This window comes from Streptomyces sp. NPDC048191, from assembly GCF_040652655.1.
Classification (GTDB): Bacteria; Actinomycetota; Actinomycetes; order Streptomycetales; family Streptomycetaceae; genus Streptomyces.
In genome coordinates, this window is the sequence record NZ_JBEZMO010000022.1 from 75,721 (window position 1) to 98,738 (window position 23,018).

Annotated in this window: 19 protein-coding genes; 10 read left to right on the plus strand and 9 right to left on the minus strand. The window is 73.7% G+C overall.

The genetic code is table 11. The features are described from left to right. Positions 1-416 precede the first annotated feature (416 nt). Together AB0D93_RS29560 and AB0D93_RS29565 are read left to right on the plus strand one after the other, a co-directional pair. Positions 417-2,924 (plus strand): SpoIIE family protein phosphatase, encoded by a 2,508-nt coding sequence (locus tag AB0D93_RS29560; protein ID WP_362125566.1) that lies wholly within the window; start codon positions 417-419, stop codon positions 2,922-2,924. 197 nt (positions 2,925-3,121) lie between these two features. After that, a complete protein-coding gene (locus AB0D93_RS29565) occupies positions 3,122-5,761 on the plus strand; it encodes a SpoIIE family protein phosphatase (RefSeq protein WP_362125569.1) in 2,640 nt (879 codons plus the stop codon). Between the two features lie 120 nt (positions 5,762-5,881). On the opposite strand, the gene AB0D93_RS29570 is transcribed toward AB0D93_RS29565, so the two are convergent. Both AB0D93_RS29570 and AB0D93_RS29575 read right to left on the minus strand, forming a co-directional pair. Further along, entirely contained in the window at positions 5,882-6,115 is a 234-nt protein-coding gene (locus tag AB0D93_RS29570; RefSeq protein WP_362125572.1) for a hypothetical protein, read from the minus strand. A 91-nt stretch (positions 6,116-6,206) separates the two neighbouring features. Continuing rightward, complete coding sequence (locus AB0D93_RS29575; protein ID WP_362125575.1) at positions 6,207-8,048, minus strand: glycoside hydrolase family 15 protein; 1,842 nt, start codon at positions 8,046-8,048, stop codon at positions 6,207-6,209. A 153-nt stretch (positions 8,049-8,201) separates the two neighbouring features. Here AB0D93_RS29575 and AB0D93_RS29580 point away from each other — a divergent pair, with 153 nt between their 5' ends. Both AB0D93_RS29580 and sthA read left to right on the plus strand, forming a co-directional pair. Further along, positions 8,202-8,408 carry a hypothetical protein gene (locus AB0D93_RS29580; protein WP_362125578.1) on the plus strand — a complete coding sequence of 69 codons (207 nt, stop codon included), beginning with the start codon at positions 8,202-8,204 and terminating at the stop codon, positions 8,406-8,408. 142 nt (positions 8,409-8,550) lie between these two features. Beyond that, positions 8,551-9,951, plus strand: a complete 1,401-nt coding sequence (gene sthA / locus AB0D93_RS29585; RefSeq protein ID WP_362125581.1) for a Si-specific NAD(P)(+) transhydrogenase — start codon at positions 8,551-8,553, stop codon at positions 9,949-9,951. Between the two features lie 114 nt (positions 9,952-10,065). On the opposite strand, the gene AB0D93_RS29590 is transcribed toward sthA, so the two are convergent. From AB0D93_RS29590 to efeU, 4 genes are all read right to left on the minus strand, one after another. Then, positions 10,066-10,542, minus strand: coding sequence for a DUF5709 domain-containing protein (locus AB0D93_RS29590; protein ID WP_362125584.1), 477 nt, complete (start codon positions 10,540-10,542; stop codon positions 10,066-10,068). A gap of 67 nt (positions 10,543-10,609) precedes the next feature. Beyond that, entirely contained in the window at positions 10,610-11,767 is a 1,158-nt protein-coding gene (locus AB0D93_RS29595) for a HoxN/HupN/NixA family nickel/cobalt transporter (RefSeq protein ID WP_362125723.1), read from the minus strand. Between the two features lie 168 nt (positions 11,768-11,935). Continuing rightward, entirely contained in the window at positions 11,936-13,207 is a 1,272-nt protein-coding gene (gene efeB / locus AB0D93_RS29600; protein WP_362125587.1) for an iron uptake transporter deferrochelatase/peroxidase subunit, read from the minus strand. 56 nt (positions 13,208-13,263) lie between these two features. Beyond that, entirely contained in the window at positions 13,264-15,294 is a 2,031-nt protein-coding gene (gene efeU / locus AB0D93_RS29605; protein WP_362125725.1) for an iron uptake transporter permease EfeU, read from the minus strand. A 212-nt stretch (positions 15,295-15,506) separates the two neighbouring features. On the opposite strand from efeU, the gene AB0D93_RS29610 reads away from it, so the two are divergent. Genes AB0D93_RS29610 through AB0D93_RS29625 form a run of 4 tightly spaced genes read left to right on the plus strand, consistent with a single transcriptional unit; the run spans position 15,507 to position 18,040 of the window. Continuing rightward, positions 15,507-16,169, plus strand: a complete 663-nt coding sequence (locus tag AB0D93_RS29610; RefSeq protein ID WP_362125590.1) for a DedA family protein — start codon at positions 15,507-15,509, stop codon at positions 16,167-16,169. Beyond that, entirely contained in the window at positions 16,166-16,669 is a 504-nt protein-coding gene (locus tag AB0D93_RS29615; protein WP_362125593.1) for a hypothetical protein, read from the plus strand. Before AB0D93_RS29610 ends, AB0D93_RS29615 begins: the two co-directional genes overlap by 4 nt. Beyond that, a complete protein-coding gene (locus tag AB0D93_RS29620; RefSeq protein WP_362125596.1) occupies positions 16,666-17,421 on the plus strand; it encodes a phosphatase PAP2 family protein in 756 nt (251 codons plus the stop codon). Before AB0D93_RS29615 ends, AB0D93_RS29620 begins: the two co-directional genes overlap by 4 nt. Further along, positions 17,375-18,040, plus strand: a complete 666-nt coding sequence (locus tag AB0D93_RS29625; RefSeq protein ID WP_362125599.1) for a response regulator transcription factor — start codon at positions 17,375-17,377, stop codon at positions 18,038-18,040. Before AB0D93_RS29620 ends, AB0D93_RS29625 begins: the two co-directional genes overlap by 47 nt. A gap of 135 nt (positions 18,041-18,175) precedes the next feature. Here AB0D93_RS29625 and prcB read toward each other — a convergent pair whose 3' ends face one another. The 3 genes from prcB to AB0D93_RS29640 form a co-directional block, all read right to left on the minus strand. After that, positions 18,176-19,030 carry a proteasome subunit beta gene (prcB, locus tag AB0D93_RS29630; protein ID WP_362125602.1) on the minus strand — a complete coding sequence of 285 codons (855 nt, stop codon included), beginning with the start codon at positions 19,028-19,030 and terminating at the stop codon, positions 18,176-18,178. Between the two features lie 74 nt (positions 19,031-19,104). Further along, complete coding sequence (locus tag AB0D93_RS29635; protein ID WP_362125605.1) at positions 19,105-20,052, minus strand: lysylphosphatidylglycerol synthase domain-containing protein; 948 nt, start codon at positions 20,050-20,052, stop codon at positions 19,105-19,107. Continuing rightward, positions 20,049-21,533 carry a hypothetical protein gene (locus AB0D93_RS29640; RefSeq protein WP_362125728.1) on the minus strand — a complete coding sequence of 495 codons (1,485 nt, stop codon included), beginning with the start codon at positions 21,531-21,533 and terminating at the stop codon, positions 20,049-20,051. The genes AB0D93_RS29635 and AB0D93_RS29640 overlap by 4 nt, the downstream gene beginning before the upstream one ends. A gap of 168 nt (positions 21,534-21,701) precedes the next feature. On the opposite strand from AB0D93_RS29640, the gene AB0D93_RS29645 reads away from it, so the two are divergent. Beyond that, positions 21,702-22,085, plus strand: a complete 384-nt coding sequence (locus AB0D93_RS29645) for a BlaI/MecI/CopY family transcriptional regulator (protein WP_362125608.1) — start codon at positions 21,702-21,704, stop codon at positions 22,083-22,085. Then, positions 22,082-22,975, plus strand: a complete 894-nt coding sequence (locus AB0D93_RS29650; protein ID WP_362125611.1) for a M56 family metallopeptidase — start codon at positions 22,082-22,084, stop codon at positions 22,973-22,975. The genes AB0D93_RS29645 and AB0D93_RS29650 overlap by 4 nt, the downstream gene beginning before the upstream one ends. The last annotated feature ends 43 nt before the right edge of the window (positions 22,976-23,018 follow it).

Here is a 23,018-nt window from a genome sequence, read left to right on the forward strand (position 1 = left end):
CGGCCGCGTTCGCTGGACATGCGGGCCGTACGGTCGTGCAGAAGACCGCCGGGACGGCCGAGCAGCGCCGCCGGTGCCGGGTTCCAGGGCGAGAGGGGCGGGGCAGTGCGAGGCACCGCCGGGTGGCGAGCCCGCGGTGACAGTGACAAGCCGGGCCCGCGCCACCCGGACGAGCGGGACCGCCCGGCGGCACGTCGACGGCCCGGCAGCGCGACACCCCCACCACCCGACCGGGCAGGCGACCCCAGCAGTACGTCGGCGGGCCCGCGGCGGGACGCCCGTCCTCGGGACGCCCTTCCTCCCCCGTCCCGCGGCTCTCTCGCGGTTTCCCGTCCCGCCCAGGTGCGTCGCACTGCCTTTCTGGCGCATTCTTGCTGTGTCATCCACCCTGAGGCGCACGGGACGAGGTAAGGGCGATGGCCGGGAGCGGTGGCGAGCAGGTGGTCCGTACGCGGGCCCGGCTGGCCGCGCTGCTGGCGGACACCTCGACCGGCGCGCTCGGTGCGGCCGGCGGCCGGGTCGCCGGTGTGTATCTGCGCTCAGGCACCCCCGGGCTGCTGCGCCTGGCGGTGCTCGCGGGGCTGCCCGGTCCGCTGTTCCGGCCCTGGTGGCGGCTGCACGTCGGCCGGCCCTTCCCCGTCGCCGACGCCTACCGTCTCGGCGTGCAGGTGGTGCTGGCGAACGCCGCCGAGACGGTGCGCCGGTATCCGCAGTTCGCGGCGGGCCTGCCCTTCCCGTTCGGGTCGGTGCACGTGCCGGTGCCGGGCGCGAGCGAGCCACTGGGCGTGCTGACCGTGCTGCGCCCGGCGGTGGCGGACACCGTCGACGAGCCGCTGGACCGGGAGCTGCTCGCCCGGCTGGCCGAAGGACTCGGCGCCGAGCTGATCGGACTCGCCGACGGGGACGCGAGCGCGGTCGTCTGGGACGGCGAGCCGCTGTGCGTGCCGCCGCCCACGAGCCGGCCCGTGCAGGCGTCGGTGGCGCGGTTCGGCTGGGACCCCGTGAGCCGCGCGGTGCGCGCGGACGACCGGTTGTGCGACCTTCTCGGGCTGAGCTCCGCCGACCTGGAGGATTCCGACACGGCCCTCGCCAGCGCCCTGGCCCCGCACGACGCACACCGGGTGCTGTCCGCGCTGCGCGACACCGCGGCCGGGAAGCCGCCGGCGGCACCGCTCGGCCTGCGGGCGCGGGACGGCACCGCGCTGCTGCTGGACCTGTGGCCGGACGCCGTGGACGGGGGTGCGGAGCGGGTCGGCGGAGTGGTGTTCGGCCTCGGCCCGGCCGCCGCGGACGGCGCGGCCGACCTGCTGCCCCAGGGCGTGTTCTGCCTGGACCGGCTGGGCCTGATCGTCTACGTGAACCAGGCCGCGGCCCGGCTCGCCGGCCGGGACCGGGGGTGGCTGCTCGGGCGTCCGCTGTGGGAGGCGATGCCGTGGCTGGCCGGCCCGCCGTACGACGACCATCTGCGCGGCGCGCTGCTGGCCGCGGATCCGGTGCGCTTCCATGTGCGGCGGCCGGCCGACGAGCGCTCCGAGCCCGGTGCGGGGGACTGGCTCGCCATGTCGCTGCACCCCGGTGAGGACCTGCTGACCTGCACACTGGTGCCGGCCAGCCGGGTGGACACGCCGGTCGAGTCGCTGCTGGAGGAGCACGTTCCGGAGGACACGGCGGCCGGCCCCTCGATGGCGCCGCTGTACCGGCCGATCGCCCTGGCGATCGCGCTGACCGACGCGGTGACCGCCCGGCAGGTGTCGGCGGTGGTCATGCAGGAGTTGCTGCCCGCGTTCGGCGGCCGGCGCCTCGCCATCTATCTGCTCCAGGAGCGGCATCTGTATCTCGCCTGGGAGTCCGGCTTCCCCCAGGGGTTCCTCGCCAGGTTCGAGGGCATCGGCCTGGACGCCCGGGTGCCGGGTGTGGAGTGCCTGACCACGGGCCGGCCGCTGTTCTTCGAGTCGATGCAGCAGCTGGCGGCCTCCTACCCCGGCATTCCGCTGGACGCCCACGAGGGCGCCCGGGCCTTCCTGCCGCTGATCGCCTCCGGCCGGCCGGTCGGCTCGTGCATCCTCGGCTTTGAGGACTCGCGTCGCTTCAGCACCGAGGAGACCGCGGTCCTCACCGCGCTCGCCGGGCTGATCGCGCACGCCATGGAGCGGGCCCAGCGCTACGACAGCGAGGCCGCCCTCGCCCGCGGCCTGCAGCAGGCGCTGCTGCCCCACCGGCTGTCGGCGCATCCGCAGGTGGAGACCGCGGGCCGGTATCTGCCGGGAACCCAGGGCATGGACGTCGGTGGCGACTGGTACGACGTGGTCGAGGCGGGCGACGGACTCGCGCTGGTGATCGGTGACGTGCAGGGGCACGGGGTGCAGGCGGCGGCCACCATGGGGCAGCTGCGCAGTGCGGTGCGCGCGTTCGCGGTGGGTGACCGGCCGCCGGACGAGGTGCTGAGCGGCACCAACCGCCTGCTCATCGACCTCGACCCCGGCCAGTTTGCCAGCTGCTGCTACCTGCGGCTGGACCCGGCGACCGGCCTGGCCCGGATCGCCCGGGCGGGGCATCCCCCGCCGCTGCTGCGCCGCGCCGACGGGCGGACCCGGCTGCTCGACGTTCCGGGCGGTGTCGTCCTCGGGGTGGATCCGCACGCCCGGTACCCGGTGGCCGAGCTGCTGCTGGAGCCGGACGCGATCCTCGCCCTGTACACGGACGGTCTGGTGGAGCACCCGGGCACGGACATCGACGAGGGCATCACGGCGTTGCGGCTGGCGCTGGCCAGGGCGGGGGCCGCCGCGGCCCGACGCCGGGGCGGGCGGTCGCTGGGCGGGGTCGCGGACCGGCTCACGGCCGCCGCCCGGCACGCCACCGACCGTCCCGACGACGTGGCGCTGCTGCTCGCCGCGCGTCGCTCGACCGCCGTACCCCACCGGTGACCGGGCCCCGCCGCGCCGATCGACGCGCGGCACCGCCGCACACGGTCTCGCCGGACGGGGCCCGGCAGTGTAGACATGGGCACATGGTGCGACTGCCCGGCCGGCCTGCGACTCGGCCGACCCGTCCCTTGGGGCACCCGCGCCCTGCGCAGGGCCGGCCGCCGCAGGCCCCGGGCGGGAACGGCGGCAGACCCGGGATGCTGCGGTCGGCGGTGACCGGACGCAGCGTCGCCGGACAGGTGTTCCTGCTCCAGGTGGTGATCGTGCTGCTGCTGGTCGTCTCGGCGGTGGTGGCGCAGGTCCTCCAGGTACGGCACGACATCGACCGGGAGGCCCAGAACCGTTCCCTCGCCGTCGCCGAGTCCTTCGCGAACGCGCCCGGCACGGCCGCCGCGCTGCGCAGCCCGGACCCCACCGCCGTACTGCAGCCCCGTGCGGAGGCGGTCCGCAAGGCCACCGGCGTGGACTTCGTCGTCGTGATGAACACCGACGGCATCCGCTACACGCACCCCAAACCCGACCGCATCGGCAAGAAGTTCGTCGGCACGATCGGCCCGGCGGTGGCCGGGGGCACGGTCACCGAGCACGTCACCGGCACGATAGGACCGCTGGTGCAGGTCGTGGTGCCGGTGAAGGACTCCGCGGGCAAGGTGGTGGGCCTGGTGTCGGCCGGGATCACCACCGCGCACGTCGGCGGGGCCGCCCAGCAGACGCTGCCCCTGCTGCTCGGGGCGGCAGCGGCGGCGCTCGCACTGGCCCTCGGGGGCACGGCCCTGGTCAGCAGACGGCTGCTGCGGCAGACGCGGGGCCTTGGTCCGTACGAGATGACCCGGATGTACGAGCACCACGACGCGGTGCTGCACGCGGTGCGCGAGGGCGTCGTGATCGTCGGCGGCGACGGCCGACTGCTGCTCGCCAACGACGAGGCGCACCGGCTGCTGGACCTGCCCGAGGACGCCGAGCGGCGCAATGTGCTGGAGCTGGGCCTGGACGACGAGACGGCGGCGCTGCTGGCCTCGGGCCGGGCGGTGACGGACGAGGTGCGCCTGGTCAAGGACCGGCTGCTGGCGATCAACCAGCGCCCCACCGATCTGCGCGGCGGCCCGGCCGGCAGCGTCACCACGCTGCGCGACTCCACCGAGCTGCGCGCCCTGTCCGGCCGTGCGGAGGAGGCGCGCGAGCGGCTGAACATGCTGTACGACGCCGGGGTGGGCATCGGCACCAGCCTGGACGTGAGCCGTACCGCGGAGGAGCTGGCCGAGCTGGCGGTGCCCCGGTTCGCGGACTTCGCGACCGTGGACCTGTTCGACGCGGTGCTGCACGGGGAGGAGCCCAAGCCGGGCACCGCGCTGCGCCGCGCCGCCTGCGCCGGTATCCGCAAGGACTCGCCGCTGTACCCGGTCGGCGAGCGGATCAGGTGGGTGGCCACCTCGCCCCAGGCGCGCAGCCTGACCACCGGGCAGTCGGTCCTGGAGCCGCGGCTGAACGACGCCCCCGGCTGGCGCGCCCAGAACCCGGAGCGCACCGGGCAGGTGCTGGAGTACGGCATCCACTCGCTGATCACCGTGCCGCTGCGGGCGGGCAGTCTGGTGCTGGGCGTGGCGAACTTCTGGCGCGCTGAGAAGCCGCAGCCGTTCGACGCCGAGGAGCTGGCCCTCGCCGAGGAACTGGTCGCGCGGGCGGCGGTGTCCATCGACAACGCCCGCCGGTACACGCGCGAACACAGCATGGCGGTCACCCTGCAGCGCAGTCTGCTGCCGCGCTCGCTGCCCGAGCAGGGCGCGCTGGACATCGCCTACCGCTATCTGCCGGCGCAGGCGGGTGTGGGCGGCGACTGGTTCGACGTCCTGCCGCTGTCCGGCGCCCGGGTGGCGCTGGTGGTGGGGGACGTGGTGGGACACGGGCTGCACGCGGCGGCCACCATGGGCCGGCTGCGCACGGCGGTGCATAACTTCTCCTCCCTGGACCTGCCGCCGGACGAACTGCTCGGCCTGCTGGACGAGTTGGTGGGCCGGATCGACCAGGACGAGACCGCCGCGGACGGCTCCGCGGCGATCACCGGCGCGACGTGTCTGTACGCGGTGTACGACCCGGTCCAGCGGCGGTGCAGCGTGGCCCGGGCGGGCCATCCGCCGCCCGCGCTGGTGCACCCCAACGGCCGGGTGGGGTTCCCGGAGGTGCCCGCGGGACCGCCGCTGGGGCTGGGCGGGCTGCCGTTCGAGACGGCGGAGCTGGAGCTGGCGGAGGGCAGCCGGCTGGTGCTGTACACCGACGGGCTGGTGGAGGACCGCGAGCGGGACATCGACGAGGGTCTCGCCCTGCTGAGCGACGCCCTGCTCGGCACGCCGGGCGCCTCGCCGGAGGAGACCTGCCGGGCGGTGCTGGACCGGCTGCCGGCCCGGCCGAGCGACGATGTCGCGCTGATCGTCGCCCGCACGAGGGTGCTGGGCCCCGACCGGGTCGCCGAGTGGCAGGTTCCGACCGACCCCGCGGCGGTGTCGCAGGTGCGTTCCTCCGTGACCCGGCGGCTCGCCGACTGGGACCTGGAGGAGCTGGCGTTCACGACGGAGCTGATCCTCAGCGAGCTGGTCACCAACGCCATCCGTCACGGGCGCGGCCCGATCGCCGTACGGCTGCTGCGCGACCGCACGCTGATCTGCGAAGTCTCGGACAGCAGCACGACCTCGCCGCATCTGCGGTACGCGGCGAGCACCGACGAGGGCGGCCGGGGCCTGTTCCTGGTCGCACAGCTCGCCGAACGCTGGGGCACCCGCTACACCCCCCACGGCAAGGTCATCTGGGCGGAACAGCCGCTGCCGCCATCCGAAGGCCCCTGAGCTCCGCAAGGCCGGTGAGGGTGCGGGGCAGGTCCGGGACACGACGAGGGTCCGGCGGGCCGCGTGTGCGGTCCGCCGGACCCGTCCCGAGTTCCCGGTTCGCCTGAGCGGAACAGGCGGTCAGGCGCTCAGCCGCTCGCGCAGCAGTTGCTTGCCCATCTCGGCGCCCTTGCGGCTGTCGGCCTGGGCCTTGTGGAACAGGTCCACGAGCGCGTTGTCGTGGTCGCGTTCGGCGTCCTGGATGTACGTCTCCAGGCGCAAGGCGTTGTCCAGACACGCCTCGACATACCAGATGAGGTCGTAGTTCTTGTCGCGCGTGCCAGTGACGCCACCGGTCTCGCTGGTGCTGGTCATACGGGGTCTCCTCCTTCTGTCGACCCTGCGTCGTTCTCCTTCCGGAGACTCCCGGGTACCCGTACGACCTGCGGACACACCGCCCTCTCGGTCAGCCGAGCGCCCGGTCGAGATTGAAGGCGGCGCTGATCAGGGCCAGATGGGTGAACGCCTGCGGGAAGTTGCCCTGCTGTTCGCCGGTCCGGCCGATCTCCTCCGCGTACAGGCCGAGGTGGTTGGCGTAGGTGAGCATCTTCTCGAAGGCCAGCCGGGCCTCGTCGAGCCGGCCCGCCCGCACCAGGGCCTCGACGTACCAGAAGGAGCAGATCGAGAAGGTGCCCTCGTCGCCGCGCAGCCCGTCGGGGCTGGCCTGCGGGTCGTAGCGGTAGACGAGGGAGTCGGAGACGAGGTCCTCGGTGAGGGCGTCCAGGGTGGACAGCCACTTGGGGTCGGTGGGGGCGACGAACTTGGCGAGCGGCATCATCAGCAGCGAGGCGTCCAGCACGTCGCCGCCGTCGTACTGCACGAAGGCGCCGCGCTGCTCGCTCCAGCCACGGTCCATGATCCGCCGGTAGATCGTGTCGCGGGCCTGTAGCCAGCGGGGCAGGTCGGCGGGCAGTCCACGCCGGTTGGCGAGGCGGATCGCCCGTTCGATGGCGACCCAGCACATCAGCCGCGAGTAGGTGAAGTTCCTGCGGCCGCCGCGGGTCTCCCACACGCCCTCGTCGGGCTGGTCCCAGTGCGCGCACACCCAGGTGACCAGCTTGCACACGTCGTCCCACTGGCCGCTGGAGATCGGCTGGGCCCATTTGTCGTACAGGTAGATCGAGTCGATCAGGGCGCCGTAGATGTCCAGCTGGAGCTGGTCGGCGGCGGCGTTGCCGACCCGGACCGGGGCGGAGCCCAGATGGCCCTCCAGATGCGGCAGCACCCGCTCGGGCAGCTCGCTGCGGCCGTCGATGCCGTACATGATCTGGAGCGGCGGGACGGCGTCGGCCGTCTCACAAGGGCTGACGTGCGTGGTCAGGAAGCGCATGAACGCCTCCGCCTCGCCGGCGAAGCCGAGCCGCAGCAGCGCGTACACGGCGAACGCCGCGTCACGCACCCACACATACCGGTAGTCCCAGTTGCGCTCGCCGCCGAGCTGCTCGGGCAGGCTGGTGGTGGGGGCGGCGACGATGGCGCCGGTGGGGGCGTAGGTGAGCAGTTTCAGGGTGAGCGCGGAGCGGTGCACCATCTCGCGCCAGCGGCCCCGGTAGCGGGACTGGTGCAGCCAGCGCCGCCAGTAGGTGACCGTGGCGTTGAACTCGTGCTCGGCCTCGGCGTGCGGGCAGCAGCGGGGGGCCACGTCGTCGCCGACCTGGTCGAGGGCGAACACGGCCGTCTCGCCCTCGCCGAGCTTGAAGTCGGCGCGCGCGTCCCGTTCGTCGCACTCGAGAACGACCGTGGAGGTCAGGGCCACCGCCTGCGCGACGGAGTCGAAGACCACGACGCCGTCCACCGTGCGCAGGGTGTGCGACAGGGCGCCGTAGCCGAAGCGGGGGGCCACCAGCACCCGGAACGGGACGGTGCCGCGGACGCAGACCACGCGCCGGATCAGCCGGTGCCGGCCCGCCTCGCCCACGCCGTCCGAGGTGACGGGCATGAAGTCCTGCACCTCGCCGACGCCGTCCTCGGTGAAGAACCGGGTGATCAGGACGTTGGTGTCGGGGAAGTAGAACTGCTTGGTACGCGCGGGTACGGCGGCGGCCAGCTCGAAGCGGCCGCCGCGCTCGGCGTCGAGGATGGCCGCGAAGACGCTGGGGGCGTCGAAGGACGGACAGCAGTACCAGTCGATGGTGCCGTTCGTGCCGACCAGGGCGACACTGCGCAGATCTCCGATGAGCCCGTGCTCGGCGATCGGCAGGTAGCGAGGGCCGGGACGGACGTCCTCGGGAAACGGGGTCTCGGCCATCGGCGGCCTCCCGGTGAGCGGGGCGGGATGTTTTCCAGCTTAGGAGTGTGTGCTCTCCGGTGGCGTGGGAAGGCGCTGCGGGGAATGGTGAGAGTGTGCCCCGTTCGGCGGCACCGGCACGGATGCGGTCATCCGGACCGAGGAGGAGGCATCATGTCGTCTACCACACCCGACGAGTCCCGGTCGTCCGACGACCACTGCACCCCGGACGCCCTGCTCCACTCCGCTCCCTCCAGGGATGTCACCCCGGAGGACCTGGTGCTGGCGGCGGGCAGGGACGTCACCCCCCAGAACCTCGACTGGGCACGCCGCAAGATGGAGAAGGAGGGTCCGACAGCCATCGAACGGCTGATGCCGTAGGGCGGTCCGGGGAAATCAGGGGCTCCGGTTTCAACGGGGTCAGTGGAGCCATGCCGAAGCGGGGAACTGCCGTGGCGCTCGGGGGATTTCCCCGGTGGCGATCCCTTCCGGAGCGGGCCGGAGGGCTGACAGACTCCCGAGGGTGCCCGACTTCGACATGCTCGTCATCGGATCCGGACCCGGCGGTCAGAAGGCCGCCATCGCCGCGGCCAAGCTGGGCCGCCGGGTCGCCGTCGTCGACCGCCCCGACATGCTCGGCGGGGTCTCCCTGCACACCGGGACCATCCCCTCCAAGACCCTGCGCGAGGCCGTGCTGTACCTGACGGGTCTCACCCAGCGCGACCTGTACGGGCAGAGCTACCGGCTGAAGGAGGACATCACCGTCGCCGACCTGACCGCGCGCACCCGGCACGTGGTCGGCCGCGAGGTGGACGTCGTCCGCAGCCAGCTCACCCGCAACCAGGTGACCGTGTACACCGGTACGGCCCGCTTCGCCGACCCGCACACCGTCGCGCTGTCCGAGATCTCCGGGCGTGAACGGCTCCTGAGCGCCGGGCACGTCGTCATCGCCACCGGCACCAGGCCGGCCCGCCCCGGCACGGTCGAGTTCGACGGGCGGACGATCATGGACTCGGACAACGTGCTCTCGCTGGAGCGGGTGCCGCGGTCCATGGTGATCGTGGGGGCCGGCGTGATCGGCATGGAGTACGCCTCCATGTTCGCCGCACTCGGCAGCAAGGTGACCGTGGTGGAGAAGCGCCCCGTCATGCTGGACCTGTGCGACGTGGAGATCGTGGAGTCGCTCAAGTACCACCTGCGGGACCTGGCCGTCACGTTCCGGTTCGGCGAGACCGTCGCAGCCGTCGAACGCCATCCGCGGGGCACGCTGACCGTGCTGGAGAGCGGCAAGAAGATCCCCGCGGACACCGTGATGTACTCGGCGGGCCGGCAGGGCCTCACCGACGAACTCGACCTGGACAAGGCGGGTTTGGCGGCGGACGCGCGGGGCCGGATCAAGGTGGACGAGAACTACCGCACCGAGGTGCCGCACATCTACGCCGTCGGTGACGTCATCGGCTTCCCGGCGCTCGCGGCGACCTCGATGGAACAGGGCCGTGCCGCCGCGTACCACGCGTGCGGCGAGCCGGTGGGGCGCATGCACCATCTGCAGCCGATCGGGATCTACACCATCCCGGAGATCAGCTTCGTCGGCCGGACCGAGGACCAGCTGACCGAGGACCGGGTGCCGTTCGAGGTGGGCGTGGCCCGGTACCGGGAGCTGGCCCGCGGGCAGATCATCGGGGACTCGCACGGCATGCTGAAGCTGCTGGTCTCGCCCGTGGACCGGACGCTCCTCGGGGTGCACTGCTTCGGGTCCGGCGCGACGGAGTTGATCCACATCGGTCAGTCGGTGATGGGGTGCGGGGGGACGGTCGACTATCTGGTCGACGCGGTGTTCAACTACCCGACGCTGGCGGAGTCGTACAAGGTCGCTGCGCTGGACGCGACGAACCGGCTCCGCCAGGTCGACCGGTTGGGGTAGCGCCGTCGGGGTTGCCGTTGCGGCGCCGAGTGCGGGTGGTCCGTGGTCTCTCGCGCCCACGCGGCGGGGCCGCACCGCGACGCAGCCCCGCGCCCCCGGGTGGGACCGTCCCGCTCAGGTCTCCTCCTCGACCACGTGCACGGCTGCCTCTTCCGCGCCCGCCGCACCCCCGTCCACGCCCACGTCCCGCGCGATCTCCTCCTTGCTGGTGTCGGTGTGCGCGCCCTCGTCCGGGGCGACCAGACGGCCCGCGCGGGATTCGCCCGCCTCAGGGTCGACCGACTCGCCCTCGCCGCCCGGGAGGTCGCCGATCCCGTCGCCCGCCGCCGGCTGGGCGTCCGGGACCTCCTGGGCGAGACGTTCGTCCAGGGTCTCCCCCGCGTGCTGCTCGGCCGCGGTGGTGCCCTGCTTGTCGACGGCGAGGGGGCGTTCGGGCGGGGAGTAGCCCTCGTCGAGGACGTCGTCGTAGGTGCGCTCGTCGACCGCGTCCTGGAGGTCCAGGGGTCCGGCGTCCTCCTGTTCCTCGTTGGTCCCGGTGGGCTGGTAGGCGTCGTCCGCCATCGGGGTCTGCTCGGACTGCTGGTCGCTCATGCTGGCCTCCCTGTGGGCTCGCGGGCGGTCCCGGACCGCGTTTCCCGGAAGCGGGCGGCTAACCCCGTCAGGACCCCGACTGCTCCGCCGGCGCCAGGCCCTCGGTCCACTTCTCCTCGATACGGCCCGCCTTCCACACCAGCAGGGCGATCGCCCAGGTGGCGAAGAACAGGCCGACGATGACGAAGCCGACGGTGTTGAGGTCGAGGCCCGAGACCCAGTCCCAGAAGACGCCGTGCAGGTCCATCCTGTCGGCGAGCAGGCCGAGGAGTTCCACGGTGCCGATGATGAGGGCGACGGCCACGGACAGACCGGTGATGGTGAGGTTGTAGTAGACCTTGCGGACGGGCTTGGAGAACGCCCACTCGTAGGCGAAGTTCATGAACGAGCCGTCGATGGTGTCGAGGAGCGACATGCCCGCGGCGAACAGGACCGGCAGGCACAGGATGGCGTACCAGGGCAGGCCGGAGGCGGCGCCGGAGCCGGCGAGGACCAGCAGGGCGATCTCGGTGGCCGTGTCGAAGCCGAGGCCGAACAGCAGGCCGAGCGGGTACATCTGCCAGGGCTTGCGGATCGAGCCGGTGACCCGGCCGAGGAAGCGGTTCATGAAGCCGCGGTTGTTCAGCTGCGTCTCCAGGGCTGCCTCGTCGTAGGCGCCCGAGCGCATCTGCCGGAAGACCTTCCAGATGCCGGCGAGGATGACGAGGTTGATGCCGGCGATCAGGTACAGGAAGGTGCCGGAGACGGTCGTACCAATCAGGCCGGTCACCTCGTGCAGGTGCGAGTTGTCGTCCTGGACCGGTCCGGCGAGGGTCCTCATGCCGAGCGAGAGCAGCAGGGAGAGGCCGAAGACGATGCTGGAGTGGCCGAGGGAGAACCAGAAGCCGACCGAGAGCGGGCGCTGTCCCTCGCCCATCAGCTTGCGGGTGGTGTTGTCGATCGCCGCGATGTGGTCGGCGTCGAAGGCGTGCCGCATGCCCAGGGTGTAGGCGGTGACGCCGATGCCGATGCCGAAGGGCTCCTTGCCGACGCTGAAGTGCTGCGGCGCGATGAGGCCCACGAGGGTGCCCCATCCGATGACGTGCAGGGCGAGTACGAAGGCCGCCATGCCACCGACCCTGGTCCACTCCTGCCGCGTCATGGAGCTCCGGACACGATGCCAGGCCGAGCGCTTGGCGTCGGCCTGGGCGGGGAGGGACGGAGCGGAACCGGGGGCGGCCGTCATCGGGTGGGTCATCCTTCGGTGGTACGGGGACGGCTGTCCAGCACAGCCTGGTGCCATCCTCCCGTACTTGCAAATCATGTGCAGTAGCTGTTCGGTAAAGGCGACGGCAGGCCTTTCCCATGAGGAGGGAAAGGCCTACCGTCGTCGTCCGGAACGGGGCGGGTGCCGTCAGGCGGAGAGCATGCCCCGGCCCAGCCAGTCCTTGGCGTCCCGGACACCGGGCAGGGCGAAGAAGTAGCCGCCGCCCGTCGGGGAGATGTAGTCGACCAGGGGCTCGTCGATCAGCCGGGTCTGCACCGCCTCGAACTGGCGCTTGACGTCCTGGTTGTAGCAGCAGAACACCAGGCCCATGTCGAGGTTGCCGACGTTGTCCACGCCGCGGTCGTAGTTGTAGCCGCGGCGCAGGATGCGGGAGCCGTCGGTCGAGGCCTTGCGCGGGTTGGCGAGGCGGATGTGTGCGTCGAGCGGGATCGCGGTGCCGTGCGGGTCCTTGGCGTACTGGGGGATGTCGGTCTCCTTGGCGCCGTCGAGCGGGGCGCCGGTGTCCTTGCGGCGGCCGAACATCTTCTCCTGCTCGGTGAGCGAGACCCGGTCCCAGAACTCCACCAGCATCCGGATGATCCGGATCACCTGGTAGCTGCCGCCCGCGGTCCAGGCCGGCTCGCCCTGGCCGTCGCCGACCCAGATCAGCTTGCGGGTCTCGCGCGCGGAGGTGACGTCCGGGTTGGCTATGCCGTCCTTGAAGCCGAGCAGGTTGCGCTGGGCACCGCTGGGGCGCGGCGCGTTCTGGAAGCCGTCGATGCGCCACTTGATCTGCATGGCGCCGCGGGTGTGCCGGGCGATGTCGCGCAGCGCGTGCAGCACCGTGTCCTGGCTCTGGGCGCAGATCTGCAGGGACAGGTCGCCGTGGCACTCGGCCGCGTTCAGGTTGTCGTTGGGGAAGGTCCGCATCGGGGTCAGCCTGGCCGGCCTGGCCTTGGCGAGGCCGTAGCGGTCGTCGAACAGGGAGGCGCCGACGCCGACGGTGACGGTGAGGCCGTCCGAGGGGACCTCGGGGCCGAGGATGCCGTTGTCGGAGGGCGGCGCGCCGACGCCCAGGTCGGTGGGGGCCCCGCCCGAGGTGAGGAACCGGGCCCGCTCGGTGATGGTCTTCAGCAGGTCGGTGAGGCCCTTGCGGTCGTCGGCTATCACGTCCAGCGAGACGAAGGTGGCGGCGGCCGGTGCCGGGGTGACGATGCCGGCCTGGTGGGCGCCGTGGAAGGGGACCTTCGCGGTGCCGTCGGCGTTCGCCGGCTGGGCCTCGGCGGTGCCACCGCTCTCGCCGAGGGCGAAGCCGCCGCCGGCCAGGACCGCTCCGGCGGCACCGGCACCCAGGGCGGTCCGCACGAAGGAGCGGCGGGCGGGGCCGACGGGGCAGGTCGACGGTTCGGCAGTGGACATCGCAGGGTTCCCTTCGGGGTGCGGGTGCGCGGACGTCACCGGGCAGGCTTCGGTCATCAGGCGGACTTCCGGATCTCGAGCAGGTCCGGGATCGGGGCGAGGTCTTCCAGCAGCTGCCCGGTGGCGCCGTCCAGGCGCTGCTTGTCGGCGGCGGCGAGCTTGTCGACGGGGGTCCAGTCGGTGCCGTGGTGGGCGGCGTCCAGGAGGTTCTGCAGGCGGCCGACGCCCGCGTCGACCGCCGGGAGCACCTGGGGCGCGCGGGCGGTGAGTAGCGGCTTGAGGACGGTGAGCAGCTCGCGGGTGCCGGCGAGGTTGGCGTCGGCGGTGGCGAGATTGGTGCCGCTGCCCTCGTCGGTGTCGCCGGTGAGCTCGAACTGGAGGGTGTTCTCCAGGATCTCGTGGGCGCGCAGCGGCAGGTCGCCGGGGTCGAAGTCCTGGCCCGGGAAGGCCTTCCGCAGTCCAGCGGCATCGGTGGCGAGCTGCTGGGCGGGGCCCGTCAGCTCCTTGGCGGACTGGCCGTGCCACAGGCCGTACTCGATGCGGTGGAAGCCCGTGAAGCCCTGGTCCTGGACGCCGTTGGGCAGCCCGTCCGCGCGGCCGTTGATCCTCTTGTCGAAGTCCTCGAAGGTGCCGTAGGCGGCGCCGAGCGAGGAGTAGGTGCGGTGGGCCGTGAGCCAGTCGGTGCGGGCCTTGTCCAGGTGGTTGCCCCGGATGTCGTCGGCGAGGGTGCGGGTCTGGCCGACCAGGGTGGCCAGGCCCTGGCCGACGTAGGTCTTGTACGCCTTCAGGGGTGCGGCGAGGTCCTGTTCGGACACGGGGACGACCGGCTTGGCCGCGCCGCCACCGCTGACGGTCACCGGCTTGGAGGTGACGACCCTGCCGCCGGTGGGGACGCAGCGCCAGGCGTAGGTGCCGCCGGCGACGGTGGCGACGAGGTCGCGGGTGGTGCCGGGGGCCAGTCCCTCGATCTCGCCGTAGACCGCGCTGGTGGACGGGTCGATGAGGTACACCTCGGAGGTCTTGCCGCCGGTGTTGCGCATCTGGAAGGTCTGCCGGCCGGGCTTGGGCGCGGTGAAGCCCTTGCCGCACTCGGTCTCGGAGACGGCGACCGTCTGGTCGCCGGCGGGCTTGGGCCGGGAGAGGGCGACGACGAGTCCGGCGATCACCGCGGGTACGGCGACCACGGCGGCGGGCACCACCCACACCGGCCGGCGCCGCTCGGGCCGGACGGCCTCCGGCTCCCGCGCGGGGCGTTCCCCGGCCTGCTTCGGGCCGGTGGCGCGCACGCCGCGGACGAACAGGGTCATCACGACGGCCAGGTAGCCGGCGTAGGCCACCACCTGGAGCCAGGTCATGGTCGGGGTGAGGTTGAAGACGCCCTGGACCAGGGTGCTGTACCAGGAGCCGGCGTCGACGCTGCTCGCGAGGTCGACCGCGTAGGCGGTCCTGCCGGGCAGTACGCCGCCCTCCTGGAGGTCGCGCAGGCCGTAGCCGAGGACGCCGGCGGCGATGACGATCAGGACGGCACCGGTGGCGGTGAAGAACTTGGTCAGGTTGATCTTCAGGACCCGGCGGTACAGGCCCCAGCACAGGCCGGCCGCGAGGACCAGGCCGATGCCGGCGCCGGTCAGCGGTCCGGCCGACTCGCCGGCCGCCCGCGCGGTGGTCCACAGGAAGAGGGCGGTCTCCAGACCCTCACGGCCGACCGCGAGGAAGGAGGTCAGGATCAGCACACCGGAGCCCATGGCGAGGGCCCCGGTCACCTTCTCCTTCAGTTCGCCGGAGAGGTTGCGGGCCGAGCGCCGCATCCAGAACACCATGGCGGTGACGAACGCGACGGCGATCACGCTGAGGGTGCCGCCGAACGCCTCCTGGGCGGTCTGCGGCATGGACGCGGCGGTGAAGGTCAGCACCGCGCCGAAGCTCATCGCCACGGCGACGGCGGCGAGCACGCCGGTCCACACCTGGGGCAGCCGCGAGCGCGCCTCCGCCCGGACCAGGGTGGCCACCAGGATGGAGACGATGAGTCCGGCTTCGAGTCCCTCCCTCAGTCCGATCAGGAAACTCGGAAACGCGTCGTCCCACATACCCTGCAGCCCTCCCATCTACTTAGCGAAGGCATGCCTTACCTTCGCGGACCATCATGACCACGGCCGTGTATGCAGTCGGTCATAAAGTGGCAATGGACAGGTAAAGGCCGGGAACGTTCACCCCTCTCCGTTCGTCTACGGACCGGTGGACCGTCTACAAATGTGTAGTCGGATCTTGTCGAGGAAGTCGATGGAAAGGGCGTACGGCGATGACCGCCTCCCCCCACCTGGCGTCGCAGCTCGCGGTCAACGTGCTCGACGCCCACTCCCTGCTCGCCGCGTTCGGCGTGCTCGGCGTGGGCGTGGTGCTCTTCGCCGAGACGGGCCTGCTGATCGGGTTCTTCCTGCCCGGAGACTCCCTGCTGTTCACGGCGGGGCTGCTGTGCACGGGCGGGTCGGACCGCGGGGTGCACCTGTCGCTCGGGCCGCTCCTCGTCGCGGCGGCCGTCGGCGCCCTGGCCGGCTCGCAGTGCGGGTTCCTGCTCGGCCGGAAGGCGGGCGGCGCGCTGCTGGCCCGTACCCGGTCGGCGAAGCTGCGCGAGGGCGCGCAGCGCGCCGAGGAGTTGCTGGAGCGGTACGGCCACGCGAAGGCGATCGTGCTGGCCCGCTTCGTCCCGGTGGTGCGCACGGTGCTGAACCCGATGGCGGGCGCGCTCGGCGTCCCCGCCCGGACCTTCACCCTCTGGCAGGTGGTGGGCGGGCTCGTGTGGAGCCTCGGTCTCACCCTCGCGGGGTACGCGCTGGGCTCCTCGATCCCGAACATCGACAGGTACCTGCTGCCGGTGATCGCACTGATCGTCGTCGTGTCCCTCCTCCCGCTCGCCGCCGAGGTGCTGCGCTCCCGCAAGGCGGCCAAGGAGGCCCGGGGATGAGGCTCGCCGTGCCGGGCACCACGCTCGACACGCCGCTCTCCACGGTCGTGGTGGGCCTCGCCCACCGCTCCCCCGGCCGGCTCCTCGGGCCGGCCCGCGGGCCGGCGCTGTCCGCGCCACTGATGGTCGAGGGCCGGTGGCGGGCCCGCCGGGACGGGACGGCCGCGGCGACGGCGTCCCTGGCCGTGCCGGTGGTCGTGGCGTTGTCCGGCCACCGGTCGCTGCCGGGCCCTCACGCCGCGGCCGCCTTCCTCGCGGCGGTCGCCCTGTTCTTCGGCTGCCGGCGGCTGGGCGCGGTGGCCTCGGCGTACGCGCTCGCCGCGGTGGCGCCCGGCGCCCGGGCCGGGGTGCGCCGTCCGTACGGCGTCGTCGCGGGGGCGGCGCTCGGTGGACCGGCCGGCTCCTTGGCGACGAAGGCCCCGCGGTGGTGGCCGACGGGCCCGGCCGGGCGGCCGGCGCTGACGTGGTCGCGCCCGCTGCCGGCGGCGGGAACCGGATGAGGCCCGCACTCGACGCGGAGCCGGCGGGCACCGTGGCCCTGGGCGCCTGGCTGGCGTTCGCGGTCCTGACCGCGGTGGTGATCAGCGACCAGGGCGGCCCCCTGTACCTGGACCAGGGTCTGCTGTCCTGGTCCGTCGTGCACCGCCCGCCCGTGGCGGTGGCGGTGGCGCGCGGGCTGACCGCGACGGGAACGGGCGTCGTCCCCTACGTGCTGGCGGTCCTGGCCGGGGTGATCGCGGGGCGCACCGCGCGGGAGCGGCTGGTGACCGTGCCGCTCGGCGTGGTCTGCCTCGGCGCGGGCCAGGCCGTGCGCTACGGCGTGATGGACCTGGTCCGCAGGGCCCGGCCGCCGCGGTACGACTGGCAGACGCACGCCTCGGGCTGGTCGTTCCCCTCCGGTCACACCACCACGGCCGCGCTGACGGCCGGGCTGCTGATCCTGGCCCTGTGCCTGCGTGCCCCGCGGGGCCGGACCGCGCTGTGCGCTCTGGTCGCGCTGTGGGGGGCGGGGGTCGGGCTGACCCGGGTGTTCCTGGGCGTGCACTGGTTCACCGATGTGGTGGGCGGCTGGCTGTTCGCCGTCGGCTGGCTCGGTGTCTTCGTCTGCGTGGTGGCCCGGTGGCTGCCCGAGCGGTACGTCCCCCGTGTCCCGGAGCCGGGCACACCCCATCCCAGCGATTCGGCCGACGGGCCGGTGGAGAGACATGCGCCCCAGGATCCTCATCGTCGAGGACGATCACGCCCTGCGTGACGTGCTGCGCCGTGGTCTGCACGACGAGGACTTCGACACCGTGTGCGCCGGGGACGGCGCCACAGCGCTGCGGCTGGCGACACCGGACGTGTCCGCCGTCGTGCTGGACGTCGGCCTGCCCGACGCCGACGGCCGGGACGTCTGTCAGGCGATGCGTGCCAACGGCTTCCTCGCCCCGGTCGTCTTCCTGACCGCGCGGCAGGGGATCACGGACCGGCTGTCGGGCTTCTCGGCGGGCGGTGACGACTATCTGCCCAAGCCGTTCCACCTCGCCGAGCTCGCCGCCCGGCTGCGCGCCGCCCTGCGCCGGGTCACGCCGCCGGCCGCGTCCGCGGCCGGGGGCGGACTGGTGCTGGACGCCGTCCGGCACAGCGCCACCGTGCAGGGCAGGCGCATCGATCTCACCCCGACGGAGTTCCGTCTGCTGGCGGCGCTGACCGCGGCCGGCGGGGAGCTGGTGCGCCGCCGCGACCTGCTGCGCGCCGGCTGGCCGGAGGGGGCGCAGGTCAACGACAACACGCTGGACCAGTACCTGACCCGGCTGCGTCGCAAGCTGCGCACCGCGGGCAGCGAGCGGACGATCGCCACCGCACGCGGCATCGGCCACCGCCTGACTTGAGCCTTCCCAGCACTACAGGAGCAGCGCCGCCGCTCCTGTAGTGCGGGCCGCCTGTCCGCTGCCAGGACATCCCGGACGCGGTGCGGATCGTCGGGGCGGACCGAACGCATCCCGAGCACCCGGCGCCGAGCGGGTTCAGGGTGTGGCGTGCGGTCCATCCGGGCGGGCGGTGCGCTGCCCGACCATCTCGCGGCTGAGTTCCTCGGTCTCCGCCTCCGGCAGCCGCTCGAAGCCGTCCTCGGTGATGAGACACACGACAGGGAAGATACGGCGGTTCAGGTCGGGGCCACCGGTGGCCGAGTCGTCGTCCGCCGCGTCGTAGAGCGCCTGGAGCGCGGCGAGGGCGGCCTCGCGCCGGGTGAGGCCGGGCCGGTACAGCTTCTTCAGGGCGCCCCGGGCGTACGGGGAGCCGGAGCCCTCGGCGTAGAAGTCGTGCTTCTCGTACAGACCCCCGGCCGCGTCGAAGCCGAAGATGCGCCCCCGTCCACCCTCGGGTGCGGTGAGGTCGTACCCGGCGAGCAGCGGGACGACGGCGAGGCCCTGCATGGCCTGGGCGAGGTTCTGCCGGATCATGGACGCCAGCCGGGTCGCCTTGCCGGCCAGGGTCATCTGCGTGCCCTCTATCTTCTCGAAGTGCGTCAGCTCGACCTGGTAGAGCCGCACCATGTCCACGGCGAGGCCGACGGTGCCGGCGAAGGCCACCGCCGTGAAGTCGTCGGCGGGGTGCACCTTCTCCAGGTCGCGCTGGGCGATGAGGTTGCCCATGGTGGCCCGGCGGTCGCCGGCGATCAGCACGCCGTCGCGGTAGACGAGGGCGAGCACGGTGGTGCCGTGCGGGAAACGGTCGGCCGCGGCCCGTACGCCGCCGGGCAGCACGGGCGCGGTAGGCAGCAGCCGGGGGCGGTGCGCGGCCAGGAACTCGGTGAAGGACGACGTCCCCGGAGTGAAGAACGCCTCGCTCGGCAGCCCCGCTGTGTCGTTCCCCGACATGGCTCTCCCCCTCCGGTGCGGCATGCGACACCCGAGTCCTACCAGCGGCGGGCGCGCGGGAAACTCCGCGCGTTTCACAGGGCTTTGCGCCGCACCAGCACCCCGAGCACCAGCAGGCCCGGCAGCAGGGGCAGCCACACGGTCAGCAGCCGGTAGCCGAGCACGGCGGAGGCGGCGGCCGCGCCGGGGGCGCCGGAGACCGTGAGGGCGAGGGCGAGCGCCGCGTCCAGGGAGCCGAGGCCCCCGGGGGTGGGCAGCAGGGCCGCCGCGCTGCTGGCGGCGAGGTACAGCAGGGCCACCTGGAGTGGGGGCAGCGGCAGTTCGATCGCCTGGGTGACGGCGATGAGGACGAGGGAGTGCAGCGCGGCGAAGGCGAGGGAGCCGCCCCACAGGGCCGCCGCCCGGGCGGGACAGATGTGCAGGGCACGGAGGTCGGCCAGGACGGCCGACAGGGCCCGGCGGCAACGCGCCCACCACGGTGTCGCCGGCAGGGCCGCGAGCAGGACGAGTCCGCCCAGGGCGACGGCGACCGCCGTCGGGGTCGGCTCCGGCAGTCGCAGCAGGCCCGGGCAGGCCGGGGTGAGCAGCGCGATCAGCGCCATGCGGACCGCGGCCCCGGCGGTGGCCTTGACGGCGAGGGCGCTGGCCGAGCGGCCGGCGGGCAGTCCGCAGCGCATCAGGAACCTGAGGTTCACCGCGCCCGCGCCGAGCCCGGCGGGCAGCAGGTGATTGGCGGCGGAGGCGGCGAACTGGGCGGCCACCAGCCGGGGCGCGGGCAGCCGTCGTACGACCGCGCCCTGCTGGGCGAGCGCCGAGGCCGCCCAGGTGCCGAGCGCCGCCGTGGCGCCGACCAGCAGCCAGCCCTGGTCGGCGCCCGCCAGCCGCCCGGCGCCGCTCTCGAGCGCGGGCCAGTGCCGGTGGGCCAGGTAGAGCCCGCCGAGCAGGACGGCGAGAAGGACGCCGGCGTGCCAGTAGGCGCGGCGCCGGCCGAGGGAGGCGACCGCTTCCGCCGGTGACGTCATCGGCCACTCCCTGGCACGGTGTGGTAGAGCCGCCCGCCGTCGAAGGGCTCGGCCGGCCAGTCGCGGGCGTATCCGGGTGGCCGGGAACCGGCGGGCACCAGCACCGCGACCGGGATCCGCCGGGCGGTGCGGGCGAGGCCGGCCTCGGTGCTGTTGGCGTTGTGCCCGGCGGTCGCGGCCGAGGCGCAGCCGGTGTAGAACGCGATGGGGATGGCGTCGCCTCCGGTGAGCAGACAGGGCGGGCGGACGCCGAGCCGGTGCAGGGCGGCGGCCGTGCGGGACCAGCCGCGGCGTTGGGCGGTGGCGCCGTCCACCGTGTGCACCAGGACGGCGAGTTGCACCGCGAGGTGGGCGCCGAGCCCGAGGCAGACGAGCGTCGCCACGACCGGGCGCCGGCGGCCGCGCGGCGCGGTGACCAGGAACACCAGCGCGTCGGCGACGGGGAGCGCCAGCAGCGCGTAGGCCGGCAGCAGGAAGCGCGGGGCCGCGTAGTCGATCAGGAACAGGTAGGGGCAGGCCACCGTCGCCGCGCAGGCGAGCGGCAGCAGTGTCACCGTCGTACGCCGGGCTCGGACGGCCACGGCGAGCCCGAGCGCGGCGAGCACGGGCAGGACGAACCACCACACGGTGACCACCGCGGCGGGCGCAGCGCCCGTGCAGGGCCGGCACAGCGCGCGCCCGCCGAGGCTGCGCAGTTGGTCGACGACGGCGAAGTGCCGGCCGAGGCCGCCCTGGATCGCGGAGGCCTCGGACAGGCGGCGCAGCGGGCCGCCGTAGGCGGCGTACGCCTCGATCACCCACTCGGCGGCGCCGGCCACGAGCCCCGTGAGCAGGGCCGCGAGGGCCCGCCAGTGGCGGCGGACCAGGCCCAGGGCGAGGAGCGGCAGCACGGTCCAGACGGCGTCCGTGGGCCGCATCAGGGCCATGAGCGCGGCACTCGCCGCCAGGCCCCACCACACGGCACGCCCGGGGCCCGCGCGGGCCCGCAGGAAGCAGGCGACGGTGGCCGACGCGCCCACGGCGACCCAGTAGTTGGGCATGGCCTGGGGACCGTAGAACAGGGTCACCCACAGGGAGGCGAAGAGGCCGCCGGCGAGGGCGAGGACCCGCACCGGGAACAGGCCGCGCCAGGCGCGCAGGGCCAGGAACAGGGCGAGACCGGAAAGGATCGCGAGACAGCTCCGCAACAGTGCCGTGGAGGACGACCAGGAGGCGACGGGCGCGACGAGCAGGGGGACGCCCCGGGCACGGGGCGCGCTGAAGAAGGCGGCGGGAGCGTGCGCGCTGACCTGACTGACGTACACCGTCTCGTCCCAGCCGAGGCCCATGTAGGGGCCGACGAGGAGGAGTTGGGCGAGGGTGAAGACGGCGGCGACGGCCGCGAGCGGGACGAGGGGACGGTCCGGGCGGGCGCCACGGGACGTGCGCGGGGAGCGCGAGCGCCGGATTCCGGCGAGTGTGGCGTGCGCGCCGCTGGCCATCATCACCCCTCTGCCCCCTGGGCGTTCGGGGACCCCAGGTCACCCTACAGCCTGTAGGGCGGGGGCGGGTGCCGGGGGGAAACACTGCCAAACTACCCCGAATTCCCGCTCCCGGCCGGACAGACGGGGCCATCCGGCCGATGGCACTACGCGCTGTAAGGTTGGGGCATGGCTGGCACAGGGTCCCGCGGCAGGGCGGAGCGGCGCAGCGCCGGTGAGCTGGAGAGCGAGGTACTGGCGGCTCTCTGGGCCACCGAGCGGCCGCTGACCCCGGCGGAGATCCAGGCCGGGATCGACGGCGCCCTGGCCTACAACACGGTGCACACCATCCTCAAACGCCTGTACGACAAGGGTCTGGTGCTGCGGGACGCCGACGGGCGGCGAGGCGCCTACCGTCCGGCGAAGAACGCGGCCGAACTGACCGCCGAGGCGATGCACGAGGCCCTGGACCGGGGCCCCGACCCGATCGCCGCGCTCCAGCAGTTCGTGACCGGGCTGAGCCCCGAGGAGGAGCGGGCGCTGCGCGAACTCCTCGCCGGAGGCGGCGCATGAAGTTCGACGTGTACAGCCCGCTGCTCCTGTCGCTGCTGCTGTCGGCGGTCGGCTCGCTGATCGCCCGGTGGGTCGCGCCGGCGCTCGCCGCGCGCGTGCTGACCTCGGCGGCCGTGCTGACCGCCGCGGCCACGAGCTGGTCGCTGGTCCTGCTGGCCGCGGCACTGCTCGGGGACGCGCCACCGGTGATCCGCGAGGCCCGGGAGGACGGGCACCGGGTGGTGGATCCAGTGCCGGAGGCGATCGGGCTCGCGGCCTGCCTGGCGCTCGTGGCGATCGCCCTGCGGGTGTACCGGGCGGTGCGCGCCGAGCGTTCCACCCGGCGGGCCCTGCGCCGGCTGTGCGCGGGGCACCCGGCGGACACCGAGCTGATCGTCGCCGCCTCCGAGGTGCCGCGGGCGTTCGCGATCCCGGGGCGGCCGGGCCGGATCCTGGTCACCTCGGGGATGCTGGGCGCCCTGGACCCCGCCGAGCGGCGGGTGCTCCTCGCGCACGAGCGCGCCCATCTCGCCCACCGGCACGGGCCGCTGGTCACGGCGGCGACCCTCGCCGCGGCGGCCGACCCGCTGCTCGGCCCGGTGCGTACGGCCGTCGGCTTCCTCGTGGAGCGGTGGGCCGACGAGCAGGCCGCGGCCTCGGTCGGGGACCGGCGGACCACCGCCAGGGCGCTGGCGCGGGCCGCGCTCACCGCCGGCCCGGCCCGCACCGCCTGCGCCCTGCACTTCACCGACCGGGCCGTCACCCGGCGGATCGCGGCCCTGCAGACCAGCCCGCCGCCACGGCTGTGGCCCGCCGCGGCGGCCGTCCTCCTGCTGGGCACCCTCTCCGCCCTGCTCGCCGCCGACGCGACGGGCGACCTGCTGCGGCAGCTGTCCGGTGCGCTGAACTGAGGGCGTCCGCGGGGCTGTCGGCACGCCCCCGCACACGCACGGG

Coding starts and splice junctions, on each gene's coding strand:
- AB0D93_RS29625 (WP_362125599.1), top strand. CDS start 17,375: ATGCGCCCCAGGATCCTCATCGTCGAGGACGATCACGCCCTGCGTGAC.
- AB0D93_RS29570 (WP_362125572.1), bottom strand. CDS start 6,115: ATGACCAGCACCAGCGAGACCGGTGGCGTCACTGGCACGCGCGACAAG.
- efeU (WP_362125725.1), bottom strand. CDS start 15,294: ATGTGGGACGACGCGTTTCCGAGTTTCCTGATCGGACTGAGGGAGGGA.
- prcB (WP_362125602.1), bottom strand. CDS start 19,030: ATGTCGGGGAACGACACAGCGGGGCTGCCGAGCGAGGCGTTCTTCACT.
- AB0D93_RS29620 (WP_362125596.1), top strand. CDS start 16,666: ATGAGGCCCGCACTCGACGCGGAGCCGGCGGGCACCGTGGCCCTGGGC.
- AB0D93_RS29640 (WP_362125728.1), bottom strand. CDS start 21,533: ATGGCCAGCGGCGCGCACGCCACACTCGCCGGAATCCGGCGCTCGCGC.
- efeB (WP_362125587.1), bottom strand. CDS start 13,207: ATGTCCACTGCCGAACCGTCGACCTGCCCCGTCGGCCCCGCCCGCCGC.
- AB0D93_RS29560 (WP_362125566.1), top strand. CDS start 417: ATGGCCGGGAGCGGTGGCGAGCAGGTGGTCCGTACGCGGGCCCGGCTG.
- AB0D93_RS29650 (WP_362125611.1), top strand. CDS start 22,082: ATGAAGTTCGACGTGTACAGCCCGCTGCTCCTGTCGCTGCTGCTGTCG.
- AB0D93_RS29590 (WP_362125584.1), bottom strand. CDS start 10,542: ATGAGCGACCAGCAGTCCGAGCAGACCCCGATGGCGGACGACGCCTAC.
- AB0D93_RS29635 (WP_362125605.1), bottom strand. CDS start 20,052: ATGACGTCACCGGCGGAAGCGGTCGCCTCCCTCGGCCGGCGCCGCGCC.
- AB0D93_RS29615 (WP_362125593.1), top strand. CDS start 16,166: ATGAGGCTCGCCGTGCCGGGCACCACGCTCGACACGCCGCTCTCCACG.
- AB0D93_RS29565 (WP_362125569.1), top strand. CDS start 3,122: ATGCTGCGGTCGGCGGTGACCGGACGCAGCGTCGCCGGACAGGTGTTC.
- AB0D93_RS29610 (WP_362125590.1), top strand. CDS start 15,507: ATGACCGCCTCCCCCCACCTGGCGTCGCAGCTCGCGGTCAACGTGCTC.
- AB0D93_RS29645 (WP_362125608.1), top strand. CDS start 21,702: ATGGCTGGCACAGGGTCCCGCGGCAGGGCGGAGCGGCGCAGCGCCGGT.
- AB0D93_RS29580 (WP_362125578.1), top strand. CDS start 8,202: ATGTCGTCTACCACACCCGACGAGTCCCGGTCGTCCGACGACCACTGC.
- AB0D93_RS29575 (WP_362125575.1), bottom strand. CDS start 8,048: ATGGCCGAGACCCCGTTTCCCGAGGACGTCCGTCCCGGCCCTCGCTAC.
- AB0D93_RS29595 (WP_362125723.1), bottom strand. CDS start 11,767: ATGACGGCCGCCCCCGGTTCCGCTCCGTCCCTCCCCGCCCAGGCCGAC.